This is a genomic window from Ampullimonas aquatilis (genome assembly GCF_049675895.1).
Classification (GTDB): Bacteria; Pseudomonadota; Gammaproteobacteria; order Burkholderiales; family Burkholderiaceae_D; genus Ampullimonas; species Ampullimonas aquatilis.
The window spans coordinates 565593-577855 of the sequence record NZ_CP183834.1; the positions used below are offsets into that span (position 1 = coordinate 565593).

A 12263-nucleotide genomic window follows, 5' to 3' on the forward strand; every position below is an offset into this window, starting at 1 on the left:
TTAGGTGCGTATTGATTGATTGTTTAAAAATACCTCTTGGGGGTATATTTGTGACAAAGATTTGTGGCAATGCTGGATAGCAAGACCGGTGTCATTGCCATCCACCTTGTCTGCCACCCGTCACTGCCATAAGTCGGTCATCATGAGGTCAGTCATGATGAGCCAACCGTCATTACAGCCTGATCAGCGCGCCTTTCAAGATCACCGGGCCGGTCGGTTGTGGTGAGCCGCCAATCGGCTCCACGCTGATCGCCATGACTTGCGCTTTATCCAGCGCCGCCAGGGTCACGCCATTGAAGGTGATTTGATCTGCCACCGAACTTGCCGTCGAATCTGCCATCTTTCCAGGCTGGCTGTCATCATCCAGCAAGCCCATTGAACGCGGCGCTTGCCCCGGCTCAATCGCCCACAGTTGCAGGCTCTGGTTGGCTTGCTTGCCGATGGCCTGCAGTTTTTTGGCGCGCAGCTGCTGCGCCTTGTCATCCCAGTAAACCATCACCCTGGGCGCACCATCCTCGCCGGACAACAAGGCAATCTGGCTGGCAGTGATACCCACAGCTGCGATGTCGACTTTGGGCTGACCGGTTGGTGTCGCAGTTGGCACACCGGACTGCTGCGCTAGCAATACCGCCAATACCAGTGATGCCAACGCACCGGCCAAGGCCAGGCCACGCCACAAGTCGAGTGCCTGCCAGAGCTTGTCAAGCCAGTTACCAGCATGGCCTGGCTGGCTGGCTGGTCGGTCGACGGGTTGACTGACTATGGGCCGCGCGTCCGGTGCCTGATTCGCTGGGCGGGTATGGTTGAGCGTGGCAGTAGGTGTGACATTGGGTGCTTGTTCTGCCTGGGCCGACGCCAGTCGTGCTGCAATTTTAGGCCATAAGTCGGCTGGCGGTGGCACGGCCGGTGCCAGTTCCAGCAAGCTCTGCAAACGGTTTTGCCATTGGCTGACTTCGGCCTGCAAGGCAGCATCGGCCAGGACATGCTGTTCAAAACGACGTCGCGCGCCGCCGCGCAAGGTGCCCAGCGCATATTCGGCCGCCAGTTTTTGCGACAGCTCAGTCTGTGGGCGAATTTTCATAGTGTCCTCCCCAGGCAAGTGCGCAGTTTATCCAGGCCACGACGAATCCAGGTTTTGACGGTGCCGAGTGGCAAGGTCAGCCGTTCGGCCAGTTCGCCATGCGAGAGGTCGGCAAAGTAAGCCAGATTGATTGCCTCGCGCTGCCTGCTTTCCAGTTGTCCCAGACAATGGGACAGGGCGCGTGCATTCTGGCCAGCCAGGTAAAGGTCGGCCGGTCCGGCATCGGGGGATTCGATCACAGCTTCCATTTCTTCAGTCAGTTCATCCGTTATTTGAGCGCGCCGTAAAAAATCCAGCGTCCGGTTGCGGGCAATCGTGCACAGCCAGGCCATCGGCTCGGCACGATTGGGGTCGTAATCAGCGGCGTGGTTCCAGATATTGATAAAGACTTCCTGCAAAACCTCTTCGGCCACGCTGCGGTTATTGTGAATACGCAGGATCACGCCAAACAGTTTCGACGAAATCGCAGAATAAAGCCGCGCAAAGGCAACTTTGTCACCCTGGGCGCTTTTCAGCAGCTCGGCCTGCAACTGCTCGCTGCTGGGCGCGGCAGACAAAGGCGGCTTGTTGTTATCGCTCATGAGTTTATATACTCTCTAATGGTATTTAAAACGATATAGTAAATAGGCACTTAACAAGCTGATTTAATCATGTACTCTATGGGAGTACGGTATTTTTTGGCGATTTCTCCATTGTTTTCAACGCCCCATCCTGTGACCAGCACAGCGTTTTTCAGGCTCGACCAGTTAACTTATCGAGTGTTCAAGGCATATTGTCGGGCGCATTGAAATAGCTGGTATCGACCACCAGACGCCATCTCAACGTGTTACCTAGCCGCCATTGTGCACCGGATTTGCCCGGAAAGACCATGCTAAGATTCAGCCAATTTTGCAGCGATCAGTATGACTTTGCCAGACTGCTTATCATGGCTTTTCCGTTGCTGCTCTCGCTGCCCTTGTCTCTGTTGCTGGCTGCCCCGTGCGCCGCCGCAGAATGACCGCTACCGATTTTAAGAATGACGCCATTGTGACTGCATCCACTTTTCCTACTTTCAGCGCTCCTCAACAACTCGTTATTGCCTCGCGTGAATCGCGCCTTGCCATGTGGCAGGCCGAACATGTGGCTGCCTGCCTGCGCCAACTTTATCCGCAATGCGCGGTCAGCATTTTGGGTATGACCACCCAGGGTGACCAGATTCTGGATCGCACGCTTTCCAAAGTCGGCGGCAAAGGCTTGTTTGTCAAAGAACTGGAAGCCGCCTTGCTCGAAGGTCGCGCCGATCTGGCGGTGCATTCCTTAAAGGATGTGCCGATGGTGCTGCCCGAGGGATTGACGCTGTCGACAGTGATGGAACGTGAAGATCCGCGCGATGCACTGGTCTCGCCACGCTACACCGCACTGGCGCAATTGCCAGCCGGTGCCGTGGTGGGCACTTCCAGTCTGCGCCGCGAATCGCAATTGCGTGCTGCTTATCCGCAGCTCACCATCCAACCCTTGCGTGGCAATCTCGATACCCGCCTCGGCAGGCTCGACAAGGGCGAGTACGACGCCATCATGCTCGCGGCCGCTGGCTTAAAGCGCTTGGGTTTGAGTGCGCGGATTGCCGCGCATTTATCGCTGGCCGACAGTCTGCCCGCCGCCGGCCAGGGCGCCTTGGGGATTGAAATTGTCAGTAACCGTCCCGAACTGGCCGCCTGGCTTGCACCACTCAATCATCCAGCCACCTTGCTGGCGGTCGCAGCCGAACGCCAGGTTTCACTCGCTTTGGGCGGCAGTTGCTCCGTGCCGCTGGCTGCACATGCCCATTGGCAGGGTAGTGAACTGGTTTTGCAGGCCATGGTAGCTGCCACCGATGGCAAGCAGGTCATCAAGGCCGAAGCACGTGCCGCGCTCCATGACGCTGCGGCAGCCCGCATCTTGGGTCAGTCAGTGGCTGACCAATTGATTGCGCAAGGTGCACAGGCTATTCTGGACGCACTCGCATGATTGTTGTCGTCACTCGCCCAATCGGGCAGGCCGATAAACTGGCCAATGCCTTGCGTGCCGAGCAATTCACGCCCGCAATCTTTCCACTGCTCGATATTGAGCCAACCGATGATCCGGCTGACTTGCAGGCTGCACTCGCGCAATTGGCACAGTTTGATTGCGTGGTCTTTGTCAGTCCCAATGCGCTTGCTCATGCCTTAACGCCAGCCCATTTGCGTGCCGCCGCCTGTTCCATCTGGCCAAACCATTTGCCCATAGCGGTGATGGGGCCGGGCAGCGTGACTGCGGTACAGGCTTTTGCCGGTGCGCATCCGCAGTTTATGACGAGCCCCGACATCATTGCGCCACAAAGCCGCTTTGATTCGGAAACCCTCTATCAGGATTTATCGGCCCGCTTTGGCAGTTTGCAAGGCAAACGGTTTTTGATCGTGCGCGGCAATAGCGGCCGTGAATGGCTGGCCGATACCCTGCGCGCTGACGGTGCTGACGTCACCCTGGTGGAAGCCTATCAGCGCCATGCGCCCAAACTCAATACCGTGCGCTATGTGGCCTTGTTGCGCCTGTTGCAACAAAACACTGGCGAGGCCGTGATCTGGACCATTACCAGCTCTGAGAGCGTGCGCCATTTTGTTGATCTGATCCGGCAAATTTGCTGGGGCGAACCCGAGCTGGACTTCAATCAATTGCAAGCCACCATGCAGCTCTACATGCCGCATGGCCGGATTGTGGAAGTGGCCCGCGCGGCAGGTTTTCAAAACTGCACATTGACCGAGGCGGGCGACGAAGGTTTACTGGCGGCTTTGTGCGCCACCCGGTAAAGCATGCTGTGCTTGACCAGGCGCGGTATGACAGCCACCGCAACGCTAAAGCAATAAGGCCAACCAGCGCGTTGTACTAAACCAGAACATTGCGCCAACCAGCGCACGAATCAGTATTCCACAAGTCCCGCAAGGCGCTACAATCAGTTTTCCCCCTGTTTATGCTTCATTGATGCTTCCCACTTTGCTCAGGGATTACGCTTGGAATCTTCACCATTGACAACCCAGCTCGAACCCATGCCGCATGAGCCTGCTCTGCGCGCCAGTCCTCATCGTTACCGTTTTGCCCGCATCCTGCGGCAGTTGCAGCATCTGCTGTTTCTGGCGCTGATTGTGGGTGTCGTGCTGCTGGCTTACCTGTTCTATTCGCTCAATACCCGCATTGATCATGTTCAGACCGAACTGGCCAAGCGTCAGCAAACCAACGATACCTCGGTGGCCGAAGCCAAAACCCTGGCTAAACAGGCTTTTGAATCCCTCAATGATGTGCAGGCCAAATATGGTTTGCTCGAAGGCCGTATCACCGATTCACAAAGTCAGCAGGCCGCACTGGAGCAGATGTACCAGGAGCTGGCGCGCAATCGTGACGAGTGGGCGCTGGCCGAAGTGGAGCAAGTATTGTCGACAGCCAGTCAGCAATTACAGCTGTCGGGCAATGTGCAGGGCGCCCTGATTGCACTGGCCAATGCCGATATGCGTTTGTCTCATGGCGATAAACCCCAGTTCATTGCCATGCGTCGCGCCATCAATCGCGATATTGAAAAACTCAAGGCTTTGCCGGCGCTTGATCTGGCCGGTCTGGCCGTACAGATTGACGAACTGGCCAATCAGGTCGATGTGCTGCCCATGCTGACGGATAGCGTGTTGCCTGATAACAAGCCGGAGGCCAGGCCAGTTGCAGTTGATGCCAGGGATAAAGCCAGCAGCAAGCCCATCGCCAAAGCAGGCAAGGGCAGCAGTAAAACGGGCGATGCCGCCAATGCCGCGAACGAGGTTGCCGTAGACGTAGTGCCGGGCCCGTTTGAACATGTCAAAGTCTGGCTCAGCCAGTTTGCTCGCGAATCGGCCAATCAGGTCTTGCAACTGGTACGTGTGCGTGAAGTGCAAAAACCGGATGCGCTCTATACCTCGCCCGATCAGGCTTTTTTCATTCGTGAAAATATCAAGCTGCGACTTTTCAATGCGCGTCTGGCATTGCTGTCCCGCAATGAAAAAACTTTCCGTTCCGATCTGGCCAAAGCGCAGAGCGATATTTCACAATACTTTGATTCCGGCTCGCGCAAAACGGCGGTGGTAGTCAATGGTCTGCGGCAAATTCAGAGCAGCATTGTGAACATCGAATTACCCAGCTTGTCGGACAGCCTTGCCGCAGTGCGCAGCTACAAGCCAAAAACCAATTAAGGATCATCATTCATGAAAACCTTGATCTGGGGCGCCTTGCTCTTTGCCCTTGCCGCCATTTTGGCGATGTTGTTGCAACATAATGAAGGCAATGTCGTACTGTTTTATCCACCGTATCGGGTCGATATCAATCTGAGCTTGTTTGCCGCGACCTTGCTGCTGCTGTTTGGTCTGTTTTATTTTCTGATTCGCTCCGTCATCGTTACCTGGAATATGCCGGCGCGCGTCGCCAATTACCGTCAGCGTCAGCTGGAGCGCAAGGCCAATGCCGCTTTGCGTGAGTCCTTGCTGGCATTTTTTGAAGGTCGCTTTGCGCGTACTGAACGGCTCAGTGCAACTGCCGCCGATCTACCCGTCAATCAGGATGTCGCTGCCTTACTGGCTGCTCGGGCTGCGCAACGCATGCAGGAAAACGAACGTCAGCAGAACTGGCTCAATCATGTCACCAACAAGCAGGCACAGACTGCCCGGCTGGTGACCGAAGCCGAATTGCATGTCGATAATCGTCAGCCCAGCGCCGCGTTGGCGGCGATTGCTCAACTGCAGTCCCAGGGCGCACGTCATATCCATACCTTGCGTTTGGCACTCAAGGCCAATCAGCAACTGTCACGTTGGTCAGAGGTGATTCGACTGGTGCGTTTGCTGGCCAAGCGGGAAGCGTTGCATGTGGTGGTGGCCACTGAAATCAAGCGGCGTGCTTATGAGAGTCTGTTTCAGGAACGTCAGCATGACAGCGAAGCGCTCAAGCGCATCTGGAAAGATATGCCCAGTGAGGATCGGATTGATCCTTTCATCGCTTTGTCAGCAGCGCGCACCCTGGTCAAAGGTCAGTTATTTGGCGAGGCAAGAGATATTCTCGAAAATGCCCTCAGACAAAACTGGCAAAGCGAGCTGGTATTGCAATACGTATCTTGTGCCGGTGATCAGCCGCAGGGGATGATTGAACAGGCTGAACGCTGGCTCGAAGTCCATCCCGATGATGCTGCGCTACAACTGACCATGGCGCGTTTATGTGTGCTGATCCAGTTGTGGGGCAAAGCCAATAAGCATTTTGATATGGCCATTGCACTGGCCGAGCGCAAGGATATTGCCAAGAAAATTGATGCTTTGTTGCCACAGATTGCGCGCTCGGCTCACGCAGAATTGGCCGAAATGCTTGAATCACAGGGCAAACTTGACACTGCATTGATCCATTACCGCTTGGCGGCACAGAGCAAGCCGCTATAATCTGCCCAGTCTAGTCATTCTTCACCATTTTTCGTATTCATCAACTCTTACATATAATTATCATGAGCTTCGACAAAATCCCAGCTGGTAAAGATTTGCCTAACGATTTCAACGTCATCATTGAAATCCCTGCAGAACACGATCCTGTCAAATACGAGGTTGACAAGGAAACTGGCGCTTTGTGGGTAGACCGTTTCATCGGTACCGGCATGCGTTACCCAGCCAACTACGGCTACATTCCACAAACGCTGGCTGGTGACGGTGATCCCGTTGACGCCTTGGTCATCACACCATTCCCATTGCTGGCAGGTGCTGCCGTTAAATGCCGCGCCGTTGGCATTTTGAAAATGACCGACGAAAAAGGCCAGGATGCCAAACTGGTTGTGGTGCCGGTCGACAAGGTTTGCCCAATGACGGCCAATATCAAGGCGTTGAGCGATGTACCAGAGCACCTTAAAGCACGTATCCAGCATTTCTTTGAACAATACAAGGCGCTGGAAAAAGGCAAATGGGTCAAGATTGAAGGTTGGGGCGGCATTGAAGACGCGCATGTTGAAATCATGGATGGCGTAAAAAACTACAAGCCCTGATTCAAAATCAAGGGTTGAGTCAGTCACTCAAAATGAGTAACTCAAAAAAGACCTCGCTTGCGAGGTCTTTTTTATGTCTGGCTCAAAGAGATAAATGTCGGAAAAATGCGAATTAGTTGTCTTCTGATTCTATGAGAACAAGATTTGTCATAGACTCCTCTATAAAATAGTAAGCAAATTTAACATTTGTCTTTACCGTGAATTAATTGGGAGATTTTTATGAAACGCACACTACTGGCCTCCGCTGTTCTGTTATCCATATTGACTGCCTGTGGTGGTGGTGGTGATGGCATTCTCATTTGGTCTGTTCCTGCTTATAAAGCCACCACGCCGACTACTGCGGCAGCAGAACCCGCTACCTTGACGCTGGATGGTGCTAACGCCATTACGCTGGCAGCCAATGATATTCAAGTCATTTCCGGTACAGTTGCTGCACCCAAACTGACTAAATCATCCAAGACACCCAATGCTCCAAGCTATACCCTGTTGAGCCAGGCTGAAGCCGGTGTTATTCAATTATGTGATAGTGGCGTGAGCAAAAATGTTCTGACAGCGGCTTCAGCCACCAAATTGAGCTCTGCAGATGTTGCTACGCTGGTTGGTAAAACCTTTGACTATTATCAGGATTGTGCAGTCGCAGCCACGTTGACTTTTGCTATAACAATGCCCACTTTGGGAACGGATTTTTTTGCCACCTATATTGACTCTCAAGGCGACAAAGTCAGCATCACGTTGGATACCATCAAGGCCAATCTGGATGGGCAGCCAACGCCGGATCCTTTCAATACGGCTACTGCGTTGGATCACCTGTGGTTCTATAAATATGTATCTACCGATATTTCGACCAATACCTCCAAGACTTTCTATTTCATCGCCGAAAGCCAGGAGCTGAATGGCACGCGCATTGTTGGTTACTATGTCGCCAGATAAGCTTGTTGTGTCTGCTTAGTGTTGATTGTCAGTCTGACCCACTGGCAACATAGCAAAATCTGTCTCCTCAAAAGGCTCTGATAGCATAGGCTCATCAGGGCCTTTTGGTTTTGTGGCGATGTTATTCATCACAAGCTAAAAACATTGTTAATAGCCACGCATTCAACTGAATAAAGTGCATTTTTTCTCACCGGCCATATTTACTAGTAACTAAAATGAACGCCTGTAATAATTCTTTCATCAACTCCGATAACAGGGGACCCTTATCAAATGAATACTAAAATCAAATTGTTGGCAGCTACAGTTGCTGCGCTTGGCTTATCAGCTTGTGGCGGTGGTGGCTCTTCTACTCCTACTCCGGCACCAGTGCAAGCAGTGATTTCTTCAGTCGCTGAATTTTCTCCTGTCGTTGAAGGTGCATACGCAACTGCCGGCGTGACATTTGACAAAGCCACAATTTCAGATGCAGTAATTACACTGACGCTGGCGGATGGTTCCGCTACATTAGCTAACGGTGATTACTCATCAACTATTCAGTATTCACTGAACGGCACTGATTTTGTTGACGTTGGTGCGGATGGCAAAGTGACAGTTCCAACGGGTACAACTTCAGTTCAAGTCAGAGTCCATGCACTTGCTGATAATGTCGTTGAGTCAGATGAAGCTTTTACTATAACAGTTCATCTAGAGGGTACGGCGGCAACCAATGATGTTTCTAGAACGATCACGATTCAGAATTCCACTGTTAACGCAGTTCTTGCCACAGCCCCTAATGTTTCTGCGACCGAAGGTCAGAATGCTGATGTAGTGGTCACACTAGATAAGGCGTCTTTAAATACAGCCACCGTGACTGCCGACTTGGTGAATGTTGCCACTTCTGCAGCGGATTACACCTTGCCACTGCAAGTATCTTTTGATGGCGGTACAACATTTAATGCGGTTAGTGGTAGCAACATCACAGTTCCAGCAGGCACAACGACTTTCACCGTTCGCCTGGTAACGGCTACTGACGCAGTGGTTGAGGGTGATGAAACAGCAACACTGACATTGACACCTGATGGTACCAATATTGGTGCTGGTGCATTGACTTCTACCATCACCATTCAAAATACCAACCTGCCGGTGATTCAATTTGTGTCCAGCCCAAGTGGTGCAGAGGGTGCCAATATTGACTCAACAGTAACTTTGAGCGCAACCACAGTAGCCGCTTCTTCAGTGACTTTGACTTTGGGTGGTGGTACTTCTACAGCGACTGCTACAGCAGATTACAGCAACAATCTGTTGGTATCCAAAGATAATTTTGCTACATCGACATCTGTTGCTTCTGGTGGTACTTATGCAATTCCTGTCGGTACAGCAAATTTCAAAGTTCGCATTGCCGCAGCTAGCGATACTCTGGTTGAGGGGAATGAAACAGTTAAATTGACCGTTGCACCTGTTGCAGGCATCTCTGGTACTAGCGTTGTTGGTACGACAACGATTACTGATGTATTGAGTGCTGCATGGCCAGTTTCAACATACTTGGAATTCTCGGCAACTAGCTTTACCTCTGTGAGCCGTCCACGCATTAGTCCATCTACTTCTGTTCACTTTAATGTGGCTGGTGTTGATACGACATTGGCTGGGACATCTGGTGCTGTGACTTCTACAGGTGGATTTAGCGTCTTTGATTCTGCCGCAGGTGATGATCGTCATGCATTGCAACTTTGCCCAGCGCCAAGTGCTGGCACTGAAAGTGATAACTTGGTATTGGTAGATGGTACAACGCCAATTGCTAGTGCAGTTGAATTGGTTGGTTTGACATTTAAATCTTCCGCAGATTGTGCTGGTACTGCAACTGAGACGATCACATTTAATAATGATGGTACGGCTACATATACTAATGGTGGTGCACCATCGACAATTCCTGCTGGTGCAGTAGGTACAGCAGGTACTGTACTGAATGACTTTGGTATGGATGCTAATCGAGTACCATTTGCTGGGAATGGTAAATACTTTGTCTACAAAAATGCAGGTCGAATTTATTTTGTAGAAGTATTGAATGATACCGGTACTCCAGTTAACAGTTACGTCCGTCTGTGGGTACAGCAATAATCTGTTGTTACGTAAAAAACCCCGCTTCGGCGGGGTTTTTTATTTGTAGAATGCACCTCGATACTCATGCAAATTTAAATACATGACTGCTTATATAACCCGCCCCAATTCGGCCACCCATCCACTCGTCGCTTCATCAGGCTTGCTGGGCTTTGTCTTGTCCTTTGCGATCGTGCGGTGCTTGCCACCTTTTACCGAGGTGGTCTATAACGCCATGTTCATGATGTTGATGACGGCTGTTGGCGTGTTTGTGCCTGATCTGTTGTGGCAAAAAATCTATTTGCGTCAATCAACGGGGATGGACTGGCAACGTCGTGATGTGGTGGCATCGCGAGTTGGCATCAAGTATCTGGGTTTACTGACAACCTTGGCCATGCTGGCATTCATTTACTGGGTGACGCCAGAATATCGTGGTGGCTTCTATGGCCGCTATTATTTGCTGTTGGCGTGGTTGGTGCCAGTCTGGCTGGTGCTGGCGATACCGTATTTTCGTTTTGTGGATGCTCGCCAGATCAATCCTTGTGATGGTTATTGGCAGGCCGGGTTGGTGGTACTGGGGCGCTGGCAGGAGGTCGATGGTGGCATGCTCTTGCAGCATGTGCTGGGTTGGTTGATCAAAGGTTTTTTTGTACCTTTGATGTTTACTTATTTTTGTAGTGATCTTTCAAGCCTGCAGGTGTGGAATTTAAATACGCTCAGTCAGGGCTTCAAGTATTGGTTTGATTTCTTGTACAAGGCATTATTCTTTATTGATGTCGGTTGGGTGTCGATGAGCTATCTGATGTCATTTCGATTGACGGATAGTCAATTGCGCTCAGCCGAGCCAACCATGAGCGGCTGGGTGGTGGCCTTGTTGTGTTATCAACCATTTTGGTCATTGATCGGGCGCCAATATCTGGATTATGAAACCGGTTTTGCCTGGGGTGCCTGGTTATGGAGCGCGCCATTGGCATATGGTTTATGGGGTAGTGTTATTTTGCTGTTGGTCTTGATTTATGTTTGGGCCACCGTGGTATTTGGCGCGCGCTTTTCCAATCTCACGCATCGGGGCATCATCACCAACGGGCCTTATCGTTTTACCAAACATCCAGCCTATATTGCCAAAAACCTGTCGTGGTGGTTGGTGTCCGTGCCTTTTGTGGCTAACTTTCGGTCTGATGAAGTCTTGCGACATTGCCTGTTATTGCTCGGTTTGAATCTGGTGTATCTGTTCCGTGCCAAGACTGAGGAGCGTCATTTGTCGCGTGACTCTGTCTATGTAGACTATGCCTTGTGGGTTGAACAAAATGGCTGGTTTGGCTGGATACGCAAAGTACCTTTGTTGCGATATGCGGCGTATCGAGCGCCAGTTTGAAATTTGAATTTATTTACCACAAAACACAAAGGGACAGAGACGCCAAGGATTCGAAGAAAAATCCTGTTGGTGCAGCGCCGTTTTACCACGAGAGCAAAGTGGAAATAAAGATAAGTGTACTGTACCAAGTCAAGCAGATGGTATCAAGCCATTCTGCTTTTCCTGGTGTCCTTGGCATCTTGGCGGTCAATAAACAATTAAGATTCAAGCCAAACCGTGTGGACCAGATTCAACTTTGAGCCTTTTTGCCTTTGTGGTGAAAAGATTTTATGCCTTATTGTCAAGCCGTGCTTTGATGAACGCATCCACCGCATAGCGGCCTGGACCAAATACGACCAACATCACAAAAGCTGCGCCCCAATAAAAGTGTTCCATCTTGGCGGCTTCGGCAATGTCAGGGTAAGACAGTACTGCCACCAGATTCACCATAAATAAACCAGCTGCGGCAAAGCGACCACCTAAACCCAGCGTCAGCAAAATGGGCAAGGCCAACTCACCTGTGGCACCAGCAGCGGCAGCGATTTCTGGCGGTAAAAATGGCACATGATATTCGTCGGTAAACAGGGCGATGGTGGTTTCCCAGTCGCGAATCTTGGTGAGGCCAGACAGAAAAAATACGCGACTCATATACAAGCGCACGAGCAGCAGAAATACAGGCTGGAATCGATCGGCCAGATTGGCACCCAGCGTATATAGGCGGGTAATCGTAGATTGAAGACAGTACATGGTAACTCCCTTTTTTATCAGCATTCAGTGAAATTGGATTGGTCTGGTTTGGTCGA

Annotated in this window: 12 protein-coding genes; 9 read left to right on the forward strand and 3 right to left on the reverse strand. The window is 51.4% G+C overall.

Annotation, left to right across the window (positions count from 1 at the left end; genetic code table 11):
* Window positions 1-172 precede the first annotated feature (172 nt).
* Together ACMYR3_RS02575 and ACMYR3_RS02580 are read right to left on the reverse strand one after the other, a co-directional pair.
* Window positions 173-1081: an anti-sigma factor gene (locus tag ACMYR3_RS02575; RefSeq protein ID WP_424194226.1), complete on the reverse strand. Its 909-nt coding sequence runs from the start codon at window positions 1079-1081 to the stop codon at window positions 173-175.
* Window positions 1078-1662: a sigma-70 family RNA polymerase sigma factor gene (locus ACMYR3_RS02580; RefSeq protein WP_424194228.1), complete on the reverse strand. Its 585-nt coding sequence runs from the start codon at window positions 1660-1662 to the stop codon at window positions 1078-1080. The genes ACMYR3_RS02575 and ACMYR3_RS02580 overlap by 4 nt, the downstream gene beginning before the upstream one ends.
* Window positions 1663-2107: 445 nt before the next feature.
* Between ACMYR3_RS02580 and hemC the strand changes: the two genes are divergently transcribed.
* The 9 genes from hemC (at window position 2108) to ACMYR3_RS02625 (ending at window position 11720) form a co-directional block, all read left to right on the forward strand.
* Window positions 2108-3067 (forward strand): hydroxymethylbilane synthase, encoded by a 960-nt coding sequence (hemC, locus tag ACMYR3_RS02585; protein WP_424196323.1) that lies wholly within the window; start codon window positions 2108-2110, stop codon window positions 3065-3067.
* Window positions 3064-3885 carry a uroporphyrinogen-III synthase gene (locus tag ACMYR3_RS02590; protein WP_424194230.1) on the forward strand — a complete coding sequence of 274 codons (822 nt, stop codon included), beginning with the start codon at window positions 3064-3066 and terminating at the stop codon, window positions 3883-3885. Before hemC ends, ACMYR3_RS02590 begins: the two co-directional genes overlap by 4 nt.
* A gap of 201 nt (window positions 3886-4086) precedes the next feature.
* On the forward strand, window positions 4087-5286 hold the full coding sequence (locus ACMYR3_RS02595; protein ID WP_424194232.1) for a uroporphyrinogen-III C-methyltransferase: 1200 nt from the start codon (window positions 4087-4089) through the stop codon (window positions 5284-5286).
* Between the two features lie 12 nt (window positions 5287-5298).
* Window positions 5299-6513 carry a heme biosynthesis HemY N-terminal domain-containing protein gene (locus tag ACMYR3_RS02600; RefSeq protein WP_424194234.1) on the forward strand — a complete coding sequence of 405 codons (1215 nt, stop codon included), beginning with the start codon at window positions 5299-5301 and terminating at the stop codon, window positions 6511-6513.
* 62 nt (window positions 6514-6575) lie between these two features.
* The gene (gene ppa, locus ACMYR3_RS02605) at window positions 6576-7103 is read left to right on the forward strand and encodes an inorganic diphosphatase (RefSeq protein WP_424194236.1); all 528 of its coding nucleotides are present in this window, start codon (window positions 6576-6578) and stop codon (window positions 7101-7103) included.
* 219 nt (window positions 7104-7322) lie between these two features.
* Window positions 7323-8033: a hypothetical protein gene (locus ACMYR3_RS02610; RefSeq protein WP_424194238.1), complete on the forward strand. Its 711-nt coding sequence runs from the start codon at window positions 7323-7325 to the stop codon at window positions 8031-8033.
* 270 nt (window positions 8034-8303) lie between these two features.
* The gene (locus ACMYR3_RS02615; RefSeq protein WP_424194240.1) at window positions 8304-10127 is read left to right on the forward strand and encodes a Calx-beta domain-containing protein; all 1824 of its coding nucleotides are present in this window, start codon (window positions 8304-8306) and stop codon (window positions 10125-10127) included.
* An 82-nt stretch (window positions 10128-10209) separates the two neighbouring features.
* The gene (locus tag ACMYR3_RS02620; protein WP_424194242.1) at window positions 10210-11481 is read left to right on the forward strand and encodes an isoprenylcysteine carboxylmethyltransferase family protein; all 1272 of its coding nucleotides are present in this window, start codon (window positions 10210-10212) and stop codon (window positions 11479-11481) included.
* Complete coding sequence (locus tag ACMYR3_RS02625) at window positions 11478-11720, forward strand: hypothetical protein (protein WP_424194244.1); 243 nt, start codon at window positions 11478-11480, stop codon at window positions 11718-11720. The genes ACMYR3_RS02620 and ACMYR3_RS02625 overlap by 4 nt, the downstream gene beginning before the upstream one ends.
* A gap of 28 nt (window positions 11721-11748) precedes the next feature.
* Here ACMYR3_RS02625 and ACMYR3_RS02630 read toward each other — a convergent pair whose 3' ends face one another.
* Window positions 11749-12207 (reverse strand): DoxX family protein, encoded by a 459-nt coding sequence (locus ACMYR3_RS02630; protein WP_424194245.1) that lies wholly within the window; start codon window positions 12205-12207, stop codon window positions 11749-11751.
* Window positions 12208-12263 lie beyond the last annotated feature (56 nt).